Here is a 22,350-nt window from a genome sequence, read left to right as displayed (position 1 = left end):
TCATTCGATATCTGACAGATGTGTCGACCAAGGTCGACACCTACCAACAGCCGCGAAGATCTGTCAGAGGTGGGGCGGTGTCGGACTGCGGGGTGTCAGCCGCATGGATGCGGCTGCCAAGCTTACAGGGATGTACTTGCAGCGTCCCCGCACTCCGATACCGTCCCGCCAACCCACGGAATGCCCGCTTTGGCTTTGGCTGTTGCCGTTGCATTGAGCAGGGTGCAGGGCTGCAAGCCCTGCAAAAAACACCCTCACTTCACCCAGCTGTCGATCTCGCCGTGGGCGAACGGCCCCAGCTTCGCCTTCACCAGCCGGCCCTGTGCATCGAACAGCACGCTGTAGGGCAGCAGGCCCTGCGTATTGCCCAGCTGCACGCTGGCATCGCGTGGCCCGGGTGTCTCGATCACGATCGGGTAATCCACCGGTACCCGCTGCAGGAAACCGCGCACGTCTTCCGGCGTATCCAGCGCCAGGCCAAGAACCTGCACACCGTTGTCGCCCTGGGTGTGGGCAAAGCGCGCCAGTTCAGGCATTTCTTCAACGCAGGGCGCGCACCAGCTGGCCCAGACATTGATCAACAGCGGGCGGCCGGTAGCGTGCTGGCGCAGGTCCAGCGGTCGGCCTTCAAGATCGGGCAGCGACAGCGCGGGCAGGCTGTCGCCGACCTGCAGGGCGGGTGCCACCGCCGCCACCGCAGGCGCCGCTGGCATGGCCTCAGGCGCAGCCGGCGCGGGAGCCAATCGATGCCCGGCCCACAGGCCGAGGCCGGCGGCCAGCACCGCTGTCCACAGCAGCGCTGGCCGTTGCCACTTCATCGTGCGGTGCGCAGCAGCGCTTCCTCGACCACCGCCTGGGTCAGCAGGGTCGGCAGCACGGTCGGCGGTGCGCCGGGGCCGTACACCACGTACAGCGGCACGCCCACGGCCTTGTGCTCTTCCAGGAACGTGGTGATCTGCGGATCGACGTTGGTGTAGTCACCGCGCATGTACACCGCGTTGGTGCGCTTGAGCAGTTCCTTGAACTCTGGGCGCGACAGCACGGCGCGCTCGTTGGCCTTGCAGCTCACGCACCAGTCGGCGGTCATGTTCACGAACACCACGCGGTTGTCGGCGCGCAGGCGATCCAGCAGCTGCGGCGAGTATTCGACCACGTTGTCAGTGGCCGCCTGTGCGGCACGCGCCGGCGCTGCCAGCTGGGTCACGCCCCAGGCCGGAACCAGTGCACCGATCGCCAGCAGCACGCCGAGCAGGGTGACGGCGCGCGAGCCGGTCCAGCGGTTGCGTTCAAACAGCCACAGACCGAAGGCCAGCAGCAGCAGGCCACCCAGCACCAGCGCCATGCCGTCCACGCCGCGCTGCTTGCCCAGCACCCACAGCAGCCACAGCACGGTGGCATACATCGGGAAGGCCAGCACGTGCTTGAGCGTTTCCATCCACGGGCCCGGCTTGGGCAGGCGGCGCGCCAGCGCCGGCACGAAGCCGATCAGCAGGAACGGCAGGGCCAGGCCCAGGCCGAGGAACAGGAACACGGTCATCGCCTTCAGCGGCGGGGCAATGAACGCGTAGGCAATCGCGCCGCCCATGAACGGGCCGACGCAGGCACTGCCGACCACGCAGGCCAGCGCACCGGTGAAGAAATCACCGGCCGGGCCACTGCGGCTGGCCAGCGACTGGCCGAGGTTGCCGATGCCGCCGCCCAGTGTGAACACGCCGGACAGGCTCAGGCCCACCGCGAACATGATGTAGGCCAGCGCCGCCACCACGCCCGGGTGCTGCAGCTGGAAGCCGATGCCGACGGCGTTGCCGATCGCGCGCAGGCCAACCATCAACGCACCGATCACCGCGAACGCGGCCAAGACGCCCAGCGTGTACCAGAGGGCATGGCTGCGCGCGCGCTGCGGGCTTTCGCCACTCTGCGCCAGGCTCAGGACCTTCAGCGACAGGATCGGCAGCACGCAGGGCATCAGGTTCAGTACCAGGCCACCGGCCAGCGCCAGCAGCAGGACCCATACGAACGAACGGTCCGGATTCGGCGTGGTCACCGGCGGTCGCGTGCGCAGCGCGTTGTCGCCCTGTGCATCGGCGGCGAACTCACGGCTGGCGGTGCCGTCACCTGCAGCAGGGGCCGTTGCATCCGTATTGGGCACGGTTGGCAGCAGGCGCAGCGGCGCGCCGTTGGCGGCTTCGCGTGGTGCGCCGTTGGCAGCGGGCAGCGGGCTGATCACTTCATTGCGCGGTTGCGCCTGGTCGGCGCTGCTGCTGACCTTCCCGGCCGGAATGGACAGCTTCACCCGGCGGGTCATCGGCGGGTAGCAGATGCCATCGGTCTGGCAACCCTGGAAGGTCACTACCAGAGTGCTGTCGACCGCATCGGCGATGGAGCGGCGCAGCGGCAGCGGCACTTCCACCTGGTTGAAGTACACCGAGACATCGCCGAAGTGTTCGTCGCGATGCGACTGTGCGGCAGGCCAGCGCAGCTTGTCGGCCAGCACCCCGGTGCTGCCGTCCAGCTTCACCGAAGTGCGGTCGCGATACAGGTAGTAGCCCGGCGCCGGGCTGAAGCGCAGCAGCAGGGTATTGCCGTCGCCGGCGATGGCGTCGAAGCCGAACGCCTGCTCCGACGGCAGCGGCAGCGCCTGGCTGTTGTTGGCCGCGCCCGGCAGGCGCAGGCCACCGCTGTTGCCGGCACCGGCCAGCGGGTTGTTGAACGGGCTTGCGGCACCGGCACGCGCGGCAGGCACCGCGGCCGCCGCACCGGCACCGGGCAGGGTGACCTGCACCACGCGCTTCTGCGGCGGGTAGCAGACACCGGCATCGGCGCAGCCCTGGTAACGCACTTCCAGGCTGATGGTGCCGGCGGCGTCGGTCGGCGTGCCGGGCAGGGTGGCCTGCAGGCGTTCGCGATAGGTTTCGACTTCGCCGAAGAAATCGTCGTGGTGCTTGTCGCCCTTGGGCATCTGCAGCGCGCCGGCATTGAAGGCCGGATCCGCCTTGACGCTGGTGCGGTGGCGATACAGGTAATAGCCCGGTGCGATCTTGAACTGCAGTTGCACCTGGCCACGCTCGGCGGCGGTCGCGGTCAGTGCGAACGCCTGGTCCACCGGCAACAGGTCTTTCTCATCCAGGGCGAACGCCGGCAGCGAGAGCCACAACAGGGCGCACAAGGCGGCGCCACGCGCAAACAGAGTCTTCAATCAGTGTCCTCCCGGGTCTGTGCCCGGATCCAGTCCAGATACGCCGGCAGGCCGGCCCGGGTTTCGACCGCGATGCACTCCGGGAGTTCATACGGATGCAGTTCGACGATCCGGGCAATCGCGTCATCGACGCGACTCGCGGTGGTCTTCACCAGCAGCTGCAGCTCGGGGTCGGTGGTCACCTCGCCCTGCCAGCGGTAGGTCGACTGCGCGCCATCGAGGCGGGTCACGCACGCGGCCAGGCGCTCGCCGACCAGCGCGTGCGCGATGCGCTCGGCACTGGCCCGGTCCGGGCAGGTGGTCAACAGCAGCAGGACGGGATCGACGGTCGACATGACCGTCGAGTATAGGGCCGCCGCCGGGTCAGGGCCCGGCGGCGGCAGTGGACCGCTGCGTTGCGCGGTCAGTTGGCCAGCTGGCAGGAGGCCGGCTTGGCCGAGGTGAACAGGCCCGGGGTCGCCCACTCGGGGTGGTCGATGAACGGGTTGCGGTTGCCCTGGAAGCTGTAGATCACGTCGTTGCGGGTACGCTCGGCTTCATCCGGCGGATCGGACAGGTGCCAGTCGATCAGCGTCGAGAGCAGGCCCATGTAGGCCGGCGAACTGCTGGTCTTGACGATCCTGCTGCGGTCGTCGGTCAGCTCCAGGTCCGGCTCGGACTGGCCGGTGGCCGCATCCTTGCCGCCCTCGTAGCGGATCGCCATGTACATCACCGCACGCGCCATGTCGCCCTTGCGCTTGCCCCACACCTCGAAGGTGCCGGTGTTGCCGTCCGGCGTGCGCACCCAGTTGGAGTTGCCCGGGTAGCCGCCGCTGCCGCCGCCCTGGCCGTTGTTGGCCTCGGTGGCACGTTCGCCGCAGTTGGCGTCGCATTTGCCGAACGGCTTGTTGCCGCGATCGGCGTTCCACTGCGCGTCGGTCAGGTACAGCATGTGGGTGTCGGTGTACGGCGCGTACGGCAGGCCCTTGTCGCCGGTGGTGCTGGCAAAGCCCAGCGAGTTCGGCCAGGTGTGCTCGCGGTTGTACTTCAGGCCGCCGCCGCTGCCGGCGCGGTCGGTCACCTTGGCGTAGCTGCGGTTGCGGTACGCATCCAGGATCCTGCCGCTGTTGTTCGGATCCTCGTCGGCGATTTCCAGGATGGTCCAGGTGCTGGTGCCCGAGCCGCTGTACGGGTAGGCGGTGTGGCCCTTGATGGTGGCGTGCAGCGAGCAGCGCAGCTGGCTGGGGCTGCTGGTATTGACCTTGGAGTAGTAACCGGCCGGCACGCCCGGGTTGCCCGGGTCCGGATTGCCGCCGGTGCTGGCCACGGTGAAGGCGATGCGGCTGTCGGCGGCGGGGTGCGCCCCCTGCAGGTCGGTGATGCGCGCGGCGCGGATGTCGAAGCGGCAGGCTTCACTGGCCACCAGCGCGGTGTTGGTGGACAGCTTCACGCTGCGGCCGCTGGCCGGGAAAGTCAGCGGCACACTGCCGGAGGTGCCGCAGCTCAGGGCGAAGGCGCCACTGGCCAGGTTCACCGTCTCGCTGAACACCACTTCCAGGTCGGCGGCGGCCGGGAAGGTACTGCTGCCCTGCGCCGGGGTGGTGGTGGAGACCGACGGCGGCGTGTTCGGGCCCGGGGTGCCACCCCCGCTGAAGGTCTGGCCGTTGTTGCAGCTGCCGAAGGTCTGCCTGGCCGATTCGGCCCAGGTGAAGTGGGCGTACTGGCTGCCGCTGCCGGTCAGCTGCAGCGAGGTGCCCGGGGCCGTGCTGTTGGTCTCGGCCACCGGAATGTTCTGGCTGGTCATGCCGGCGGCAGGGCCACCGGAGGCGGTGATGGCGCCCTCGTAGCTGAGGAACTGGACCACCTTGCCGCTGGCATCGACCAGGGCGATGCCGTCGTTCGGGCCGTTCTGCAGGCCGTTGGTCGGGTAGCCGACCACGGCCAGGGTGGCGCTGCCGCAACCCGCGGCGGTGCCGGCCGGGACCGGATTGTTGGCGTAGACCGTGGCGGCCGAAGGATTGCTGCCGTTGTAGAGATAGAGGCGGTAGCCGGACAGGTCCTCGCCCGCGGTAGCGACCACTTCGATGGCTTCGCCGACGTCACCGGCGGCGGTGCTGTCGTCGTAGTGCAGTTCGTTGATGAAGACTTCGGCCTGGGCCGGCGCGGCGGCCAGCGCCAGCAGGCAGGCGGCGGCAAGCGGGGACAGCAATCGCATCGACTACTCCTTGTGATTGGGAATCCGCGGCCGAGCCTAAGGCCGATCCAGTGACACTTTGTCGTAAATGAACGTCAGATATCTGACAGTGCGACGCGAGTCACCAAAAGTCGAGGATTCCAGAGACAGGGTTGCCGCGTTGCACCGGCATCCAGGCCTTCACATGGGCGCAGATCGAGTGGGCCCGGGGCAGTGAAATTTTTTCCGCGAGCGGCCTTGAAAGGTCCGGGGCCAGCTCCATCTCTGTCCTGCTCCCGATTCATCGGGCTTTTTCGCGAGCAATGCTGGCAGTCACCTGGGGTGAGTGCTAACATCGCCAGACTTTTTCAGACCAATCAATAACTTAAGAGGTCTCTCATGAGCATCAAGCCGCTGCACGACCGCGTTGTGGTCAAGCCGATCGAAGCCGACGAAATCTCCGCCGGTGGCATCGTCATTCCGGATTCGGCCAAGGAAAAGTCCACCAAAGGTGAAGTCGTGGCCGTCGGCCCGGGCAAGCCGCTGGACAACGGCAGCGTGCGCGCTCCGTCGCTGAAGGTCGGCGACAAGGTCATCTACGGCCAGTACGCCGGCAGCTCGTACAAGAGCGAAGGCGTCGAGTACAAGGTCCTGCGCGAAGACGACGTGCTCGCCGTCATCGGCTGAGCCTCGGCGCGACCTGTTTCAACCTGATCCCCAAATCCCAGCCGCCGGGCATCGTCCGGCGCTACCAATGAGGTAATTGCAATGGCTGCCAAGGATATTCGTTTCGGTGAAGACGCCCGTTCGCGCATGGTGCGCGGCGTCAACGTTCTCGCCAATGCCGTCAAGGCCACCCTGGGCCCGAAGGGCCGCAACGTCGTGCTGGAAAAGAGCTTCGGCGCGCCGACCATCACCAAGGACGGCGTCTCCGTCGCCAAGGAAATCGAACTGGCTGACAAGTTCGAGAACATGGGTGCGCAGATGGTGAAGGAAGTTGCTTCCCGCACCAACGACGACGCTGGCGACGGCACCACCACCGCCACCGTGCTGGCCCAGGCCCTGATCCGCGAAGGCGCCAAGGCTGTTGCCGCCGGCATGAACCCGATGGACCTCAAGCGTGGTATCGACAAGGCCGTCGTGGCCGCCGTTGCCGAGCTGAAGACCATCTCCAAGCCGACCGCCGACGACAAGGCGATTGCCCAGGTCGGTACCATCTCGGCCAACTCGGACGAGTCGATCGGCCAGATCATCGCTGACGCGATGAAGGAAGTCGGCAAGGAAGGCGTGATCACCGTCGAAGAAGGCTCGGGCCTGGACAACGAGCTGGACGTGGTCAAGGGCATGCAGTTCGACCGCGGCTACCTGTCCCCGTACTTCATCAACAACCAGCAGTCGCAGACCGCTGACCTGGATGACCCGTTCATCCTGCTGCACGACAAGAAGATCTCCAACGTCCGTGACCTGCTGCCGGTGCTGGAAGGCGTCGCCAAGGCCGGCAAGCCGCTGCTGATCGTGGCCGAAGAAGTCGAAGGCGAAGCGCTGGCGACCCTGGTGGTCAACACCATCCGTGGCATCGTCAAGGTCGTGGCCGTCAAGGCGCCGGGCTTCGGCGACCGTCGCAAGGCGATGCTGGAAGACATGGCCGTGCTGACCGGCGGCACCGTGATCTCCGAAGAAGTGGGCCTGTCGCTGGAAAAGGCCACCATCAAGGACCTGGGCCGCGCCAAGAAGGTGCAGGTCTCCAAGGAAAACACCACCATCATCGATGGCGTGGGTGACAAGGCTGCCGTCGACGCACGCGTCGGCCAGATCAAGACCCAGATCCAGGACACCTCCTCGGATTACGACCGCGAGAAGCTGCAGGAACGCGTGGCCAAGCTGGCCGGTGGCGTTGCCGTGATCAAGGTCGGTGCTTCGACCGAAATCGAAATGAAGGAAAAGAAGGATCGCGTCGACGACGCCCTGCACGCTACCCGTGCAGCCGTTGAAGAAGGCGTGGTCCCGGGCGGCGGCGTGGCCCTGGTCCGTGCGGTCACCGCACTGGCCGGCCTGAAGGGTGCCAACGAAGACCAGAACCACGGCATCCAGATCGCCCTGCGCGCGATGGAAGCCCCGCTGCGCGAAATCGTGGCCAACGCCGGTGAAGAACCGTCGGTCATCATCAACAAGGTCAAGGAAGGCACCGGCAGCTTCGGCTACAACGCCGCCACCGGCGAGTTCGGCGACATGCTGCAGTTCGGCATCCTGGACCCGACCAAGGTGACCCGTTCGGCGCTGCAGAACGCGGCCTCGATCGCTGGCCTGATGATCACCACCGAAGCCATGGTTGCCGAAGCTCCGAAGAAGGACGAGCCGGCCATGGGTGGCGCCGGTGGCATGGGCGGCATGGGTGGCATGGGCGGCATGGACTTCTAAGTCCCCACGTTCGCCCCGCAATGAAAAACCCCGCCGCAAGGCGGGGTTTTTTGTGGCCGGCTGCGATGGCATCGCTTTCCGAGCGGCTCATCCTGCGTCCTGCAGGGTGTGTGTGCCTGCTTCCTGCGGCGTCATCAGTGCTGCATGCAACCAGGTCATGAAAGCAGGTATCGCCGCGTTGGCCTCGCCGTCCGCACGCGTCACCGCGTAATAGGCAAAGGCCTGTGGCCAGGGCTGGTCGATCACCACCTGCAGCCGGCCATTGGCGAGTTCTTCGGCCGCGTGGATGTCGCGCACCAGGGCGATGCCTTGCCCGGCCACCGCCGCGCGGATCAGCAACAGGTCGTCATCGAACGCAGGGCCGCGCTCCAGTCGTTCATCGACGGGCAGATCCAGTGCCTGGAACCACAGCCGCCAGTCGCTGCGGTCGGCGTCCTGCAGCAGCGGCAGCTGCAGGCAATCCTGCACTGTACCCACGGCAGGCGCGCTGGCCAGCAGCGCAGGGCTGGCCACCGGCAGCAGTACCGGTGCCATCAGGTGCTCGGCATGCAGGCCAGGGTAGCGGCCCAGTCCATGACGGATCGCGATGTCCACCCCCTCGCGGCGCAGGTCGACCAACGCCGCGCTCGAGTCCAGCTGCACGTCCACCTGCGGATGCAACGCACTGAACCGGCCCAGTCGCGGCGCCAACCACTGTGCGGCGAAGCTCGGTGCCGCGCTGATGCGTAGCGTGCACCGCGTTTCCCAGCGTTCGAGTGTCTGCAGGCTCTGTGCGATCTGATCGAAGGCCTGCAGCAGCTCCGGATACACGCGCGCGCCGGCTGCACTGAGCACCACGCCATGCCGGGTGCGGTCGAACAGGCTCACGCCCAGCCGCTCCTGCAGCTGTCGAAGCTGCTGGCTGATTGCACCAGGTGTCACCCCCATCGCATCGGCGGCGGCGGTCAGGCTGCCATGGCGGCCGGTTTCAACGAAGGCCCGCAGGCCCAGCAGCGGCAGCACCGCACCCATCTCAACTCTCCTGTGACCGCGTCGGCACGCGCCGCGCTGCGACAGCATATCGACCGCACTGCAGCCTGTCGCGCGCGCGTCGCGCACGTTGAGCCCCGCTCAACTCCCCGTGCAGAAGACATCGTTTCCCCGCGACTCAGGCCCTTCCTAGACTGCCTGCACGGCTGCTGCAGCGTCCGTTCCCGCATCGCCCGGCCACCTTCAACGGCCGGTGCATGCCGTCGCTCCCTGCGTCCAGGATTCCCATGAACGAACCTTCGCTGCACCTGTACTCCGACAGTTCTCCCAATGGCTTCAAGGCCACCATCGCACTGGAAGAACTGGGTCTTCCCTATCACCTTCACCACGTCCACATCGCCGATGGTGAACATCGCCATCCCGACTTCCTGCGGCTCAACCCGCATGGCCGCATTCCCGTGCTGGAAGATCGCGCGCGCGGCATCGTTGTCTTCGAGTCGGCGGCGATCCTGATGTACCTGGCCGAACAGGGCAATGCGTTGCTGCCTTCCGAACCGGCTGCGCGCTGGGAGACGCTGACCTGGCTGATGTTCCATGCCGCCAGCGTCGGCCCGATCCTCGGCCAGCGCGTGCACTTCGAGCATTTCGCGCAACAGCCCGATTCCGCGGCAATCGAACGCTACCGCCGCCTGAGCGACGAGCTGTTCGGCGTACTCGACCAGCGCCTGCAGGGACGCGAGTGGTTGGCTGGCGATCACTACTCGATTGCCGACATCGCCCACTTCGGCTGGCTGCACATCGCCCGCATCATCGACATCGATTTGTCGCGGCATCGCCATCTGGATGCGTGGTACGCACGGGTTGCCGCACGCCCTGCGGTACAGCGCGGCGTGCAGCTGCCCGAACCGGCCACCGGACCGTAAGGAGGCGATGCTGATGAATGATTCCCTTGCGATGCCGGGCGCATCGGCGCCCGCCTTTGCCACGCACCCGGGCTACCAGCGCATGTTCCGCGCCGACGCGCTGACCCTGGGCATCTACCTGCCGCTGCGTTTCTACCAGGGCAACATGGCCGTGCTGCAGGGCCAGGCGCGGCTGGTGGAGGAGATCGACCGCTACGGCTTCGCTGCGGTATGGGTGCGTGACGTACCGCTGTTCGATCCGTTGTTCGGCGATGCGGGGCAGCTGTTCGATCCATTCACCTACCTTGCGTGGCTGGCAGCGCGCACACAGCGCGTGGCCCTGGCCACCGGCAGCGTGGTGCTGCCACTGCGCCATCCGATCGATCTGGCCAAGGCCGCGGCGTCGATCGATCAGCTGTCCGGTGGTCGGCTGGTGATGGGTGTGGCGTCCGGTGATCGACCGCTGGAGTTCCCGGCCTATGGACTGGAGCACGCGGCGCGCGGAGAGCGTTTCGCCACCGCAATGAACGAGATGCGCCGTTGGCTGCAGCGGAGCACGGATGGGCGGATGACACATGCCGGTGCCGGGCAGGGCGTGCAGTTGCTGCCGCCCACGGTCAGTGGCCGCGTTCCGCTGATCGTCACCGGTGGCGCACGCCAGCCACTGGAATGGATCGGCCAGCATGCCGATGGCTGGCTGACCTACCCAGAGGCCACCCATGACAACGCTGGTCCGCAGCGGCTGGCCGCGAAGATCGGCGCTTGGCGCGCGCTGATTCCGGACGGCGGCTTCCGTCCGCACATGACCAACGAATGGATCGACCTGGTGGACGATCCGGACCATCCACGCACGCCGCTGCGGGGTGGCTTCACCCTGCGCACCGGCCGCAAGGGCCTGATCGATCTGCTGCAGGCCTGGCAGCGGGCAGGCGTCAATCACGCCGCGTTGGGGATCCAGTTCGCCGAGCGGCCTGCCGGCGAGGTGCTGCAGGAGCTGGCCGAGGAGGTACTGCCATTGTTCCCGTCGCATCCCGGGCCGGCGGCGAAGGTGATGGACTGGTAGCCACGCCGAAGGGGATGGCATATGATTAGGCGCCTAATTATATGCTCATCACGAGATGATCGAAGCCAAGCACCATGCCCTGATGGATGAGGCGCAGCGACGCGGCCACGCCGACGTCGCGCAGCTGCGCCTGTGCTTCCAGCTGCTCTCGTTGTCGTCGTCCATCGACCACGATTGCGCCACCCGGCTGGCGCCACACGGGCTCAGTGAGGGTCGCTTCATCGTGCTGTTCCTGCTGCATGGGGCCGGTGGCACGTTGTCGCCCCACGAGCTGGCCGAACGCGCAGGCGTGACCCGCGCCACCATCAGCGGCCTGCTCGATGGCCTGCAGCGCGAAGAACTGCTGCAGCGTCGCAGCGATGCTGAGGATGGCCGTCGCCTGCAGATCGTATTGACCGCACGGGGAAAACGCTTGGCCGAGACACTGTTTGACCAGCACACACAGTGGATCGGTGGCCTGTTCAATGGTCTGGATACCGATGAACAGCAGCAGCTGTCGCGGTTGCTGCACAAGGTCTGGCAGCACACCGATGCTGGACGAGAGTCTGCAGCATGAGCCCGGCGATTGCGGCGCAACGCCTGCATGAACTCAACACCGGTCGCGTTGCCACCACCCATCTGGCCGAATGCCTGGCAGTGGATTTCGCCGCGTTGCTGCAGGTGGTGGCGCCTGCGCTTGCACCGGAAGCGCTGCAACGCATGCGGGATGCCTCAGGCAAGGGCATCACGCTGCGCATGGCCCTGGCCGCGCAACTGCTGCGTGAGGCGGGGCAGGGCGCGCCTGAGTTCTGGCAGGATCACAGCTCCGATACCGTGCGTGGCTGGGCCTGCTATCTGGTTGGCAGCGATGCCCGCGCAACGTTGGCAGAGAAGCTGCAGCAGATACGCACGCTGGCCGATGACCCACACTTCGGTGTGCGCGAATGGGCGTGGCTGGCGCTACGCACGGACATCGTTGCCGCGCCGATGCAGGCGCTTGAGTACCTGCAACCCTGGACACAGGAAACATCGCCGTACCTGCGTCGCTTCGCCTGTGAAGCGCTGCGCCCACGCGGTGTCTGGGCCACGCATATCGCACTGTTCAAGCAGCATCCGGAACTTGCGTTACCCATGTTGGAGGCACTGGCTGACGACCCGGAACGCTATGTGCAGGATTCGGTCGGCAACTGGCTCAATGACGCCGGCAAGACTCATCCGCAGTGGCTGCGCGAGCTGTGCACGCGTTGGCAGCACGATCGCCACAGCGACGCCAACGCCTACATCCACAAACGCGCACTGCGCTCGCTCCGGTAGTGCCGGCCGCTGGCGGGCAACCCCGCAACCTCGTAAACCTCAAGGACGAACCACCATGTCGCACACCTTCATCGAGCTCTACACCGCCACACCAGCCTGGACCGCACTCCCGCCCGAGCAGCGGAATGCCTTCTTCGCCCGTATCGGCGCCGGCATGCAGCAGTTCGATCTAGCCCGCATCACGCCGCTGGCGATGGGCCGCATTGCCACGGGCGTACCGCACGGCAGCGATGAGCAGTTCTATGCGGTCTGGCGCTGTGCAAGCCGCGAGGAGGTCGATGCGCTGGTGGCCGGCATCGCCGCGACCGGCTGGCATGCGTACTTCACCACCACCCATGCGGTAGGCGCGATCGACAGCATGGCCCAGCACCTGGCCGACCTGGCCGACCTGTAGCGGGGCGGCAGGCGCCGGCAGATCCCGGGCCTCGGCATGGGAGGCACATGCGCCTGTCACCCAGACACGGTAAACAGTGCATTGCCCATGTCCATCCGCAGGGAAGTCGATCATGCAGAGCACGCTCCAGGTCACGCTGTTCGGCCCTCTTGGCGACAGCCCGGCGTTGCAGTTGCCGGGCCTGGAGGGGCCGTCGGTGGCCATCCCGGAATCGGCCCTGCGGCGGTTGGTTTCCGACCTCTACACCGCGCGTTCCCTGCTCAACCCCGAGCAGCTGGACGAAGCCAGGCAGGAGCTGGATCGCGTGCTGGAACGCTGGGCCGACATCCACGAAGGCCTGCTGCTGGACGTGGAAGTGCATGGTAAATGAGCAACTTCGCGTGGCTGCCGCCGCGTAGGCATGGCTGGTGCGCACCTCGCTGAACCGCGTCCCCAGTTGCGGATGAAACATTTTGCACTGCGCAAAAGCTGTGCTATCAATAGATCCCATGAACGCAGCCCCCACCAGCTTTTACTGGTATTACTTTCCGAAGCCACTGGCGGAGGAAGGACTGCGCTCACCCTGAAGAAAGCTTCAGACGCATTCCCGAAAGCCGCCAGCGAACCTGGCGGCTTTTTTCATGCCAGCCACGCTGGGGACCCCCAACGTTCCGGAGATCTCCCGCAATGCCCCCGCACACCGACGACCTGCGTATCCGCACCATCGAACCGCTGACACCGCCTGCCCAGCTGCTGGCGATGCTGCCTTGTGACGATGAAGCTTCCGACACCGTCAGCGCCTCGCGCGCGGCCCTGCACCAGATCCTGCACGGCCGTGACGACCGCCTGGCGGTGGTGGTGGGCCCGTGCTCGATCCACGACCCGAACGCTGCCATTGAATACGCCCAGCGCCTGAAGCCGCTGCGCGACGCACTGGCCGGCGAACTGGAAATCGTCATGCGCGTGTACTTCGAGAAGCCGCGCACCACGGTGGGCTGGAAGGGCCTGATCAACGATCCGGACCTGGACGGCAGCTTCAAGATCGACAAGGGCCTGCGCATCGCCCGCGGCCTGCTGCGCGACATCAACAAGCTGGGCCTGCCGGCCGGTGTCGAGTTCCTCGACGTGATCTCGCCGCAGTACATCGCCGACCTGGTGGCATGGGGTGCGATCGGCGCACGCACCACCGAAAGCCAGGTGCATCGCGAGCTGGCCTCGGGGCTGTCGTGCCCGGTCGGCTTCAAGAACGGCACCGATGGCAACGTGAAGATCGCCGCTGACGCGGTGGGTGCTGCGTCCAACCCGCATCACTTCCTGTCGGTCACCAAGCAGGGCGGCACCGCCATCGTATCGACCACCGGCAACCCGGATTGCCATGTGATCCTGCGCGGCGGCAAGCAGCCGAACTACGACGCAGGCAGTGTTGCCGAGGCCTGCCAGGTGCTGGCCAAGGCCAAGCTGCCGACGCGCCTGATGATCGACGCCAGCCATGCCAACAGCCTGAAGAACCCGGAGAACCAGCCGAAGGTGATCGAGGACATCGCCGTTCAGCTGGAAGACGGCGAACAGCGCATCGTTGGCGTGATGATCGAGAGCCATCTGGTCGGTGGCCGCCAGGAGCTGGTGGAAGGCCAGCCGCTGGTCTATGGGCAGAGCATCACCGATGGCTGCATCGACTGGGACACCACCGTGACGGTGCTGGAGCGACTGGCTGCGGCCGTGCGCGCCCGTCGCGACGTGAAGGTGTCCGAAGCAGCTTGAAGGAAGCCGCCTGAGTGCGGCACGTGTGTGGATGGCGGCCAGCGCCTGCGGGGGTGCGGCCGCGATCAGGGCCGGTCGGAGTTGGAGACCGGCCCATCTGCACCGGCGATGCGCCTGGCGCTGCGCATGAGCGACAGCGCCAGGTACATCGCCGGGGTGGCAGTAGATCCACGCCATGCGTGGACGATTCGCCGTCCCCGGCAATGACGGCTACGACCCGCTGGAGGCCACATTTGTCGCGGGCCCGTCGGGTCGCACCCGGCACGCCAAGTGGTCCAGTCCGCACAGTGCGATGATCCGCCTTGGACACGTAGAGTCGAGCTTGCTCGACTGCGGAAAAACGTGCACCAACGGCAGTCGAGCAAGCTCGACTCTACTCAAGGTCCGCAGTAGATCCACGCAATGCATGGATGTGGGCCACAATGCGATCACTTCTCCTTGCGGCTGCCGCCATCAAAGAACTGATCATCCCTGAAGCTGCCCAACGCGACGAATCTTTGGTCGAGATGATTCGCGTGTGGATCGCTGAGCGCGGGCTGCATGCATCATTGAAAGTGGGGCTGTACGAGGATCGCCCCGACATCCGCGAAGAACGTGCCTGGGGGCGAATTCTTGCCGACGTTGCCCAGCACGTTGCCGACGCGCTGGTGACCAGTGAGGGCATGGACCGTGACGTGGTGGTCGAGGCCATCAAGGCAGCCTTCAACGAGGAGCTGCAGGCGCCATCCAGCGGCCGGTCCGGCGGGTTCGTCGTGCGGCATTGACGGTAGATCCAGGCCACGCGTGGATGAATTCCCCGCCCCACGTTCACGGCTTCGCCCGAATCCTCGCCAACGCCAGATACATCGCCGGGGTCGTGTACAGCGTCAACCATTGGCTGACCAGCAAGCCGCCGACAATCGCAATGCCCAGCGGTTGCCGCAGCTCCCAGCCTTCGCCGTTGGCCAGCATCAGCGGCAGCGTGCCGAGCAGCGCCGCCAGCGAGGTCATCAGGATCGGCCGCAGGCGCAACCGCGCGGCTTCCATCACTGAATCCAGCGCGCTCAGCCCGCGCCGCTCGCCGGCCAGTGCGAAATCCACCAGCAGGATGGTGTTCTTCATCACCACGCCCACCAGCAGGAACAGGCCGAGCAGGGCGATCAGGTTCAGTTCGTTGCCGAATAGCCACAGCGCCAGCAGCGCGCCGACACCGGCCGAAGGCAGGGTGGACAGGATCACCAGCGGCTGCAGGAAGCTCTCGTAGAGGATGCCCAGCACCAGGTAGACCGCCAGCGTGGCGCCCAGCACCAGCCATAGCTGGCGCGCGCGCAGCTGATCCAGCCCGCCGGCTTCACCGGACAGTTTTCCCTGGACCGAACGCGGCAGCATCAGTTTCGACATCGCAGCATCAATCGCCTGCGTGGCCTGTTCCAGGCCCACCCCCGGTGCCAGCGCGAACTCGATCCAGATCGAGGCGAACTGCTCGCTGTGGTACACCCGGTCCGGTGCCATGCCATAGCGCCAGCTGGCGATGCTCGACAGCGGAATGCGCTGGCCGTTGCCATCGATCACCTGCAGGCGTGACAGCGTGCCCGGGTCCTGGGTGTGCTTCGGGTCCAGCTCCATCACCACGCGGTACTGGTTGAGGCTGTCGTACAGCGTGGCGACCTGGCGCTGGCTGAAGGAGTTGTTGAGCATGTTGGCCACCGTGCGCAGGTCGACGCCGTGGCGCGCGGCTGCTTCGCGGTCGATATCCAGCACCACCTGGCGCATGCCCGCTTCACCCTGTGCTTCCACGTCAACCAGTTCGGGCAGGCCACGCAGGGCGGCCGCCACCTTCGGCGCCCATTCGCGCAGTGGTGCTGTATCGGCCGACAGCAGCTGGAACTCGTACTTGCCGCTGCTGCCGGCGCCCTCCAGGCGGATGTCCTGGTCGACCCACAGATAGAGATTGCCGCCGGGCAGCTTGGGCAGCCGCGCGCGCAGGCGGTCGATCACCTGTTGGCTGGACACCTTGCGCTCGGCCAGCGGCTTCATCTTGATCATGATGAAGGCGTTGTTGACCCCGTTGCTGCCACCGATGTAGCCGATGATGTCCTCGATGGCCGGATCGGACAGCAACAGCTTCCTGTACGCATCGATCTTCGGTTGCATGGCCTGGAAGGACAGGCCGTCATCACCGCGCGCGAAGCCACGCAGCTGCGCGGTGTCCTGCTTGGGCACGATGCCCTTGGGCACCTGTTGGAACAGCCACGTGTTGAGCGCGATGACTGCAACGAAGGCCAGCAACGGCCAGCGCAGCCGGCGCAGGCTGGCCTGCAGCGTGCGCAGGTAGGCGCTGCGCACACGTTCGAACAGCGCATTGCTGCCCCGCTGCCAGCGCGAGGGTTGCTGCGCGGCATCCACGAACAATCGTGCACACAGCATCGGCACCAGGCTCAGCGCGACCAGCACGGAGACCGTCATGGCCGCCACCAGGGTCAACGAGAATTCGCGGAACAGGCGTTCGACGAAGTCGTCCAGGAACAGGATGGAGACGAACACCACGGCCAGTGCAACGTTCATCGACAGCAGCGTGGCACCGACTTCCGATGCACCCCGTACTGCCGCCTGCCAGCGGTCGGCGCCCAGTTCGCGATGGCGGGCGATGTTCTCCAGCACCACGATGGCATCGTCCACCACCAGCACGGCGGCGACGATCAGCGCCATCAATGAAAGCGTATTGAGCGAGAAGCCCATCAGCGCGATCAGCGCCAGCGTGCCGAACAGCACCACCGGAATGGCCACGCTGGGCACCAACGCTGCACGCCAGTGGCCGAGGAAGCCGAGCACCACCAGCACCACCAGCACGATCGCCAGCACCAGCGTGAGCTCTGCTTCGTGCAGGGTGGCGCGGATCACCGGCGAGCGGTCCATCACCAGCCGCATGTCCACGCCGGAGGGCAACAGCGCATGCAGTTGCGGTAGCTGCGCCTGGATGGCATCAACGGTGGCGATGATGTTGGCGCCGGGTTGGCGGCTGACGATCAGCAGCACGGCGGGGCGTTCGTTGTGGAAGCCGCTGGCGTAACGGTCTTCCACGCCATCGGCAACGGCGGCGACATCGCCCAGCCGCAGCGTGCGGTCGTCGCTCACCTTCAGAGCCAGTTCGCGGTACTGCGCGGCCTGGCGCAGCTGCAGCGGCGCTTCCAGCTGCCACTGCTGGCGGTCATCGCCCACGGCACCCAGCGGGCGCATGGCGTTGGCGCGGCCGATGGCCTGGGCCACGTCCTCCAGCGCCAGGCCTGCATGGTTCAGTGCATTCGGGTCCAGCGATACACGCACGGCGGGCAAGGCGCTGCCGCCCACCTGCACTTCGCCCACGCCCGGTACCTGCGACAGCTTCTGCGCCAGCACGGTGGAGGCCAGGTCATACAGCTGGCCTGGCGAACGCGTGTCCGAGGTCAGTGCCAGCGCCAGGACCGGTGCCTGTGAGGGATTGACCTTGCGGTACTGCGGCATGCCGGGCATGCCACTGGGCAACTGCCCGCGTGCAAGATTGATGGCGGCCTGCACTTCACGCGCTGCCTCATCGATGTCGCGGCCGAGTACGAACTTCAGTTCGATCTGGGTCTGGCCCTGGGTGCTGGCCGAGTCGATGCGTGAGATGCCGGGCAGGCTGCCCAGTGCGCGCTCCAGCGGCGTGGCGACGGTGGCTGCCATCGACTCGGGCGAGGCGCCGGGCAGGCTGGCACTGACTTCAATGGCGGGGTAATCGACCTGTGGCAGTGGCGCCACAGGCAACAGGCGCAATGCCAGCAGGCCAGCCAGCACCAGCGCCACCGCCAGCAGGATCGTCGCAACCGGGCGCTGCACGCAGGCCTGCGCCAGGCGCGCGATGGGGGTCACGCGCGCGCCTCGTCAACGGCCACCGGGGACGTCGCACGGCCACGCTGCAGGCGATCAAAGGCCAGGTAGATCACCGGCGTGGTGAACAGGGTCAGTACCTGGCTGACCAGCAGCCCCCCCACCATCACCCAGCCCAGTGGCTGCCGCAGCTCGGCGCCGGAACCACTGGCCAGCATCAGCGGCACTGCGCCGAACAGCGCGGCCAGCGTGGTCATCAGGATCGGCCGGAAGCGCAGCAGCGCGGCCTGATGGATCGCCTCGCGCGGTGACATGCCGCGTGTGCGCTGCGCGTCCAGCGCGAAGTCGATCATCATGATCGCGTTCTTCTTCACCAGGCCGATCAGCAGCACGATGCCGATCACCGCGATCAGGTCCAGGCTGCGGCTGCTTACCCACAGCGCAGCCAGCGCACCGACGGTGGCCGAGGGCAGGGTGGAGAGGATGGTGATGGGATGGATGAAGCTCTCGTAGAGCACGCCCAGCACGATGTACATCACCACCACCGCGGCCAGGATCAGCCACAGTGTGGACGACAGCGAGCTGCTGAAGGCCGCTGCGGCACCCTGCAGGCGAAGTTCGATGCTCTGCGGCAGGTTCACCTGTGCGCGCGCGGCGTGCACGGCATCCACCGCTTCGCCCAGTGATGCGCCCGGGGCAAGGTTGAACGACAGCGTGGCCGCCGGGAACTGGCCGACATGGTTGCGCAGCAGGGCGGTCGGGCCCACCTCTACCCGCGCTACCGAACCCAGCGGTACGGTCTGCCCGGCGCTGTTGCGCACGCGCAGGCCGGTGATGGCTTCCGGTCCCGGCTGGCGCGCCGGATCGGCTTCCAGCACCACCCGGTATTGGCTGGCCTGGGTGAAGATGGTCGAGATCTGGCGCTGCCCATAGGCGTCGTACAGCGCATCGGCTACCGCTTCCACGCTTACGCCCAGGCGCGCCGCCGCATCGCGGTCTATTGCTACGCGCGCCTGCCGACCCTGCATCTGCAGATCGCTGGCGACATCACGCAGTGCAGGCGACTGGCGCAGGGCCTGCAGCAGCTTCGGTGTCCAGCGTTCCAGCGTTTCAAGATCCGGCGTGGTCAGGGTGAACTGGTACTGGTTGCGGCTGATGCGGTCCTCGATGCCCAGCTCCTGCACCGGTTGCAGGTACAGGGTGATGCCGGGGATCTTCGACACGCGCTGTTGCAGGCGCGCCATCACCACGGCGGCGCCATCGCGGTCGCCGTGCGGTTTCAGCTCGATCAGCAGGCGGCCGGTATTGAGCGTGGGATTGTTGCCGTCCACGCCGATGTAGGACGACACGCTGGCCACCGCCTCGTCGGCTTCGATGGCCGCCGCCAGCGCCTGCTGGCGCTCGCGCATGGCCTGGAACGAGATCGCCTGCGGCGCTTCGCTGATGCCCTGCACCAGGCCGGCATCCTGCACCGGGAAGAAACCCTTGGGCACGGCGAAGTACAGCGCCACGGTCAGTGCGAGGGTGGCAACGGTGGCCAGCAACATCAGCGGCTGGCGCTGCAGCACCCAGCGCAGCTGCCGGTCGTAGAGGCCGATGACGCGGTCGAAGACATCGGGCGCATGTGCAGTCTTCGCGTGCGGCTTCAGGAACCGCGCGCACAGCATCGGCGTCAGCGTCAGCGAGACCACCAGCGAAATGCCGATGGCTACAGCCAGTGTCACTGCGAACTCATGGAACAGTGCACCCACCAGGTCGGCCATGAACAGCAGCGGGATCAGCACCGCGATCAGCGAAACAGTCAGCGACACCAGGGTGAAGCCGATCTCGGCTGCGCCTTTCAGCGCTGCATCGCGGGGGCTTTCGCCTTCCTCCAGATGGCGGGCGATGTTCTCCAGCATCACGATGGCATCGTCCACCACGAAGCCGGTGGCGATGGTCAGCGCCATCAGGGTGAGGTTGTTGAGCGAGTAGCCGGCCAGCAGCATCACCGCAAAGGTGCCGATGAGCGACAGCGGTACCGCGACGCTGGGAATGAGCGTGGCCGGCAGATTGCGCAGGAACACCCAGGTGACCAGCACTACCAGGCCGATGGCCAGTACCAGTTCTTTCTGCACGCCGCGCACCGACGCGCGGATCGATTCGGTACGGTCGCTCAGCACATTCATCTGCACGCCGGCGGGCAGCGTGGCCTGCAGCTGCGGCAGCAGCGTACGCACCTGCTCGACCACGGCGATCACGTTGGCGCCGGGCTGGCGCTGGATGTTCACCAGCACCGCCGGGGTGGTGCCGCTCCAGGCGGCCAGCTGCCGGTTCTCGGCGCCGTCGCTGATGGTGGCGACATCGCCCAGCCGTAGTGGCGCGCCGTCACGCCAGGCCAGAACCAGCGCGCGGTATTCGGCCACGCTGCGCATCTGATCGTTGGCGTCGAGCATCACCGCGCGGATCGGGCCATCGAAGCTGCCCTTGGGCAGGTTGACGTTGGCGGCGGCGATGGCGGTGCGGATGTGGTCCATGCCCAGGTTGTTGGCGGCCAGCGCCGCTGGATTGACCTGGATGCGCACCGCCGGGCGCTGGCCACCGGCCAGGCTGACCAGGCCGACGCCGGGCAACTGCGCCAGGCGCTGGGCGATGCGCGTATCCACCAGATCGTGCACCTGCGGTAGCGACAGGCCTTGCGAGGTCACCGCCAGTGTCAGGATCGGGGTGTCGGCGGGGTTGACCTTGCGGTACACCGGCGGCACCGGCAGGTCCCCGGGCAGGAAGCTGCCCGCCGCGTTGATGGCGGCCTGCACGTCCTGCTCGGCCACACCCAGCGACACCTCCAGCCCGAACTGCAGGGTGATGACCGAGGCGCCACCGGAACTGGTCGACGACAGTTGTTTCAGGCCGGGAATCTGGCCGAGCTGGCGCTCCAGCGGTGCGGTGATGGTGCGTGTGGTCAGTTCGGGGCTGGCCCCCGGATACAGCGTGGTGATCTGTATGATCGGGTAATCGACCTGCGGCAGCGCCGCCACCGGCAGCAGGCGATAGGCCAGCACGCCGGACAGCAGCAGCGCCACCATCAGGAGAGTCGTTGCGACCGGGCGCAGGATGAACGGGCGCGAGAGGTTCATGCGCCGGCCTTGGTCGCGGCCTCCTCGGTGATGATCTCCACCGCCGTGCCGTCTTCCAGCCCGTCGATGCCTTCGATCACCACCTTGTCCCCTGCGGCCAGCCCGGAGCGCACGGCCACGCGCCCATCATCGGCCGGACCGAGCACCACGGTGCGGCGCTGTGCCTTGCTGTCCTTGTCGACGATATGCACGTAGTTGCCCTGGCTGCCGAACTGCACGGCGGCATCGGGAATCAGCAGCGCGGGCTGCTCGCCCAGCTGCAGGCGGACGTTGACGAACTGGTTGGGGAACAGCGCCAGATCGTGGTTGTCGAAGTGCGCACGCAGTTTCAACGTGCCGGTGGTGGTATCGATGCGGTTGTCGACGCTGGACAGCGAGCCGCGGGCCAGCTGCCGGCGTTCTTCGCGGTCCCAGGTTTCCACCGCCAGTGCCGGTTGCGCCTGCACGGCATCGAGCAGCGCCGGCAGCTCGGGTTCGGGCACCGTGAACAGCACGCTGATTGGTGCGGTCTGTGCCAGCGTCACCAGGCCTTCGGCATCGCTGGCACGCACCAGGTTGCCCACGTCCAACCGGCGCAAGCCGACGCGGCCACTGACCGGTGCGGTGATGCGGGTGTACTGCAGCTGCAGGCGCGCTTCGTCAACAGACGCCTGATCGCTGACCCGCCGACCCTGCAGCTGGCGCACCTTGCTCTGCTGGTCGCTCAGTTCCTGCCCGGACACGTAGTTCTGCTTCTGCAGTTCGCGGTAGCGCTGCAGCTGGCGCTCGGCGTTTTCCAGCTCGGCCAGATTCTGCTGCTGGGTACCCTGCGCCTGTGCCAGCTTCACTTCATACGGGCGCGGGTCGATCTGCGCCAGCAGATCGCCGGCCTTCACCTGCTGGCCTTCCTGGAAATGCAGCCGTAGCAGTTCGCCATCCACGCGGCTGCGTACCACCACGCTGTGCAGCGGGGTGACCGTACCGACCGCCTTCAGGCGCAGCACCAGCGGCTCGGCGCTGGCGCGTGCCACGCGTACCGGCACCGTCTTGCCCGGCGCATCGTCGCTGCTGCTGGCGCCGTTCTGGGGCCACAGCCACCACGCCAGAACGGCGACGAGGGCGATGGCCAGCACCGCCCACAACAGGCGGGCACGACGGAAGCGGGAATTTTCGGCGACAGACATGGGGCATCCTGCGCCCTGCGCGCGCAGGGACATGCGGGCCCGTCGGTGCGTTCACGGCATCACGGGCAGCGGGGAGGGAGTGTCTGGCGGGGCCGCGGGCGCGGCGTGGCTGGATGCCG

At 66.8% G+C, this 22,350-nt stretch carries 18 protein-coding genes; 10 read left to right on the top strand and 8 right to left on the bottom strand.

Annotated elements, in window-relative coordinates; genetic code table 11:
* Window positions 1-254: 254 nt before the first annotated feature.
* The 4 genes from R1L06_RS09635 to R1L06_RS09620 all read right to left on the bottom strand — a co-directional run bounded on the left by R1L06_RS09635 (window position 255) and on the right by R1L06_RS09620 (window position 5,390).
* Window positions 255-818, bottom strand: coding sequence for a TlpA family protein disulfide reductase (locus R1L06_RS09635; protein ID WP_107433205.1), 564 nt, complete (start codon window positions 816-818; stop codon window positions 255-257).
* Window positions 815-3,196 carry a protein-disulfide reductase DsbD domain-containing protein gene (locus R1L06_RS09630; protein ID WP_317217574.1) on the bottom strand — a complete coding sequence of 794 codons (2,382 nt, stop codon included), beginning with the start codon at window positions 3,194-3,196 and terminating at the stop codon, window positions 815-817. Before R1L06_RS09630 ends, R1L06_RS09635 begins: the two co-directional genes overlap by 4 nt.
* Window positions 3,193-3,531: a divalent-cation tolerance protein CutA gene (cutA, locus tag R1L06_RS09625; RefSeq protein ID WP_317217573.1), complete on the bottom strand. Its 339-nt coding sequence runs from the start codon at window positions 3,529-3,531 to the stop codon at window positions 3,193-3,195. The genes R1L06_RS09630 and cutA overlap by 4 nt, the downstream gene beginning before the upstream one ends.
* 68 nt (window positions 3,532-3,599) lie before the next feature.
* Window positions 3,600-5,390, bottom strand: a complete 1,791-nt coding sequence (locus R1L06_RS09620; protein ID WP_317217572.1) for an endonuclease — start codon at window positions 5,388-5,390, stop codon at window positions 3,600-3,602.
* A 357-nt stretch (window positions 5,391-5,747) separates the two neighbouring features.
* Between R1L06_RS09620 and R1L06_RS09615 the strand changes: the two genes are divergently transcribed.
* Together R1L06_RS09615 and groL are read left to right on the top strand one after the other, a co-directional pair.
* Window positions 5,748-6,035, top strand: a complete 288-nt coding sequence (locus R1L06_RS09615; RefSeq protein WP_006396661.1) for a co-chaperone GroES — start codon at window positions 5,748-5,750, stop codon at window positions 6,033-6,035.
* 81 nt (window positions 6,036-6,116) lie between these two features.
* Complete coding sequence (gene groL, locus R1L06_RS09610; protein WP_014038666.1) at window positions 6,117-7,766, top strand: chaperonin GroEL; 1,650 nt, start codon at window positions 6,117-6,119, stop codon at window positions 7,764-7,766.
* Window positions 7,767-7,853: 87 nt separating this feature from the next.
* On the opposite strand, the gene R1L06_RS09605 is transcribed toward groL, so the two are convergent.
* The gene (locus tag R1L06_RS09605; RefSeq protein WP_317217571.1) at window positions 7,854-8,777 is read right to left on the bottom strand and encodes a LysR substrate-binding domain-containing protein; all 924 of its coding nucleotides are present in this window, start codon (window positions 8,775-8,777) and stop codon (window positions 7,854-7,856) included.
* Window positions 8,778-9,022: 245 nt separating this feature from the next.
* Between R1L06_RS09605 and R1L06_RS09600 the strand changes: the two genes are divergently transcribed.
* The 8 genes from R1L06_RS09600 to R1L06_RS09565 all read left to right on the top strand — a co-directional run bounded on the left by R1L06_RS09600 (window position 9,023) and on the right by R1L06_RS09565 (window position 14,891).
* Window positions 9,023-9,658: a glutathione S-transferase family protein gene (locus R1L06_RS09600; protein ID WP_032130046.1), complete on the top strand. Its 636-nt coding sequence runs from the start codon at window positions 9,023-9,025 to the stop codon at window positions 9,656-9,658.
* Between the two features lie 13 nt (window positions 9,659-9,671).
* Window positions 9,672-10,700: an LLM class oxidoreductase gene (locus R1L06_RS09595; RefSeq protein ID WP_317217570.1), complete on the top strand. Its 1,029-nt coding sequence runs from the start codon at window positions 9,672-9,674 to the stop codon at window positions 10,698-10,700.
* Between the two features lie 55 nt (window positions 10,701-10,755).
* Complete coding sequence (locus R1L06_RS09590) at window positions 10,756-11,256, top strand: MarR family winged helix-turn-helix transcriptional regulator (protein WP_317217569.1); 501 nt, start codon at window positions 10,756-10,758, stop codon at window positions 11,254-11,256.
* Window positions 11,253-11,993 carry a DNA alkylation repair protein gene (locus R1L06_RS09585; RefSeq protein WP_317217568.1) on the top strand — a complete coding sequence of 247 codons (741 nt, stop codon included), beginning with the start codon at window positions 11,253-11,255 and terminating at the stop codon, window positions 11,991-11,993. The genes R1L06_RS09590 and R1L06_RS09585 overlap by 4 nt, the downstream gene beginning before the upstream one ends.
* A gap of 55 nt (window positions 11,994-12,048) precedes the next feature.
* Window positions 12,049-12,387 (top strand): DUF6616 family protein, encoded by a 339-nt coding sequence (locus R1L06_RS09580; protein ID WP_317217567.1) that lies wholly within the window; start codon window positions 12,049-12,051, stop codon window positions 12,385-12,387.
* 112 nt (window positions 12,388-12,499) lie between these two features.
* Window positions 12,500-12,757: a hypothetical protein gene (locus R1L06_RS09575; protein ID WP_005414620.1), complete on the top strand. Its 258-nt coding sequence runs from the start codon at window positions 12,500-12,502 to the stop codon at window positions 12,755-12,757.
* A gap of 296 nt (window positions 12,758-13,053) precedes the next feature.
* Window positions 13,054-14,127 carry a 3-deoxy-7-phosphoheptulonate synthase gene (locus R1L06_RS09570; RefSeq protein WP_317217566.1) on the top strand — a complete coding sequence of 358 codons (1,074 nt, stop codon included), beginning with the start codon at window positions 13,054-13,056 and terminating at the stop codon, window positions 14,125-14,127.
* Between the two features lie 422 nt (window positions 14,128-14,549).
* Window positions 14,550-14,891 (top strand): DUF5076 domain-containing protein, encoded by a 342-nt coding sequence (locus R1L06_RS09565; protein ID WP_317217565.1) that lies wholly within the window; start codon window positions 14,550-14,552, stop codon window positions 14,889-14,891.
* Window positions 14,892-14,934: 43 nt separating this feature from the next.
* On the opposite strand, the gene R1L06_RS09560 is transcribed toward R1L06_RS09565, so the two are convergent.
* The 3 genes from R1L06_RS09560 to R1L06_RS09550 are packed head-to-tail and all read right to left on the bottom strand — an operon-like array spanning window position 14,935 to window position 22,231.
* On the bottom strand, window positions 14,935-17,994 hold the full coding sequence (locus R1L06_RS09560; RefSeq protein ID WP_317217564.1) for an efflux RND transporter permease subunit: 3,060 nt from the start codon (window positions 17,992-17,994) through the stop codon (window positions 14,935-14,937).
* Window positions 17,991-21,068: a multidrug efflux RND transporter permease subunit gene (locus R1L06_RS09555; protein WP_317217563.1), complete on the bottom strand. Its 3,078-nt coding sequence runs from the start codon at window positions 21,066-21,068 to the stop codon at window positions 17,991-17,993. Before R1L06_RS09555 ends, R1L06_RS09560 begins: the two co-directional genes overlap by 4 nt.
* Window positions 21,065-22,231 (bottom strand): MdtA/MuxA family multidrug efflux RND transporter periplasmic adaptor subunit, encoded by a 1,167-nt coding sequence (locus R1L06_RS09550; RefSeq protein WP_317217562.1) that lies wholly within the window; start codon window positions 22,229-22,231, stop codon window positions 21,065-21,067. Before R1L06_RS09550 ends, R1L06_RS09555 begins: the two co-directional genes overlap by 4 nt.
* Window positions 22,232-22,350 lie beyond the last annotated feature (119 nt).

The sequence above is a fragment of the Stenotrophomonas mexicanensis genome (assembly GCF_032911605.1).
Classification (GTDB): Bacteria; Pseudomonadota; Gammaproteobacteria; order Xanthomonadales; family Xanthomonadaceae; genus Stenotrophomonas; species Stenotrophomonas maltophilia_A.
Note: the sequence above shows the minus strand (reverse complement) of the source record. Positions and strands in the feature narration are given on the sequence as shown.

Excerpts from the sequence above, each read along its gene's own strand:
- R1L06_RS09635 (WP_107433205.1), bottom strand. The coding sequence starts at position 818 with ATGAAGTGGCAACGGCCAGCGCTGCTGTGGACAGCGGTGCTGGCCGCC.
- cutA (WP_317217573.1), bottom strand. The coding sequence starts at position 3,531 with ATGTCGACCGTCGATCCCGTCCTGCTGCTGTTGACCACCTGCCCGGAC.
- R1L06_RS09620 (WP_317217572.1), bottom strand. The coding sequence starts at position 5,390 with ATGCGATTGCTGTCCCCGCTTGCCGCCGCCTGCCTGCTGGCGCTGGCC.
- R1L06_RS09615 (WP_006396661.1), top strand. The coding sequence starts at position 5,748 with ATGAGCATCAAGCCGCTGCACGACCGCGTTGTGGTCAAGCCGATCGAA.
- groL (WP_014038666.1), top strand. The coding sequence starts at position 6,117 with ATGGCTGCCAAGGATATTCGTTTCGGTGAAGACGCCCGTTCGCGCATG.
- R1L06_RS09605 (WP_317217571.1), bottom strand. The coding sequence starts at position 8,777 with ATGGGTGCGGTGCTGCCGCTGCTGGGCCTGCGGGCCTTCGTTGAAACC.
- R1L06_RS09600 (WP_032130046.1), top strand. The coding sequence starts at position 9,023 with ATGAACGAACCTTCGCTGCACCTGTACTCCGACAGTTCTCCCAATGGC.
- R1L06_RS09595 (WP_317217570.1), top strand. The coding sequence starts at position 9,672 with ATGAATGATTCCCTTGCGATGCCGGGCGCATCGGCGCCCGCCTTTGCC.
- R1L06_RS09590 (WP_317217569.1), top strand. The coding sequence starts at position 10,756 with ATGATCGAAGCCAAGCACCATGCCCTGATGGATGAGGCGCAGCGACGC.
- R1L06_RS09585 (WP_317217568.1), top strand. The coding sequence starts at position 11,253 with ATGAGCCCGGCGATTGCGGCGCAACGCCTGCATGAACTCAACACCGGT.
- R1L06_RS09580 (WP_317217567.1), top strand. The coding sequence starts at position 12,049 with ATGTCGCACACCTTCATCGAGCTCTACACCGCCACACCAGCCTGGACC.
- R1L06_RS09575 (WP_005414620.1), top strand. The coding sequence starts at position 12,500 with ATGCAGAGCACGCTCCAGGTCACGCTGTTCGGCCCTCTTGGCGACAGC.
- R1L06_RS09570 (WP_317217566.1), top strand. The coding sequence starts at position 13,054 with ATGCCCCCGCACACCGACGACCTGCGTATCCGCACCATCGAACCGCTG.
- R1L06_RS09565 (WP_317217565.1), top strand. The coding sequence starts at position 14,550 with ATGCGATCACTTCTCCTTGCGGCTGCCGCCATCAAAGAACTGATCATC.
- R1L06_RS09555 (WP_317217563.1), bottom strand. The coding sequence starts at position 21,068 with ATGAACCTCTCGCGCCCGTTCATCCTGCGCCCGGTCGCAACGACTCTC.
- R1L06_RS09550 (WP_317217562.1), bottom strand. The coding sequence starts at position 22,231 with ATGTCTGTCGCCGAAAATTCCCGCTTCCGTCGTGCCCGCCTGTTGTGG.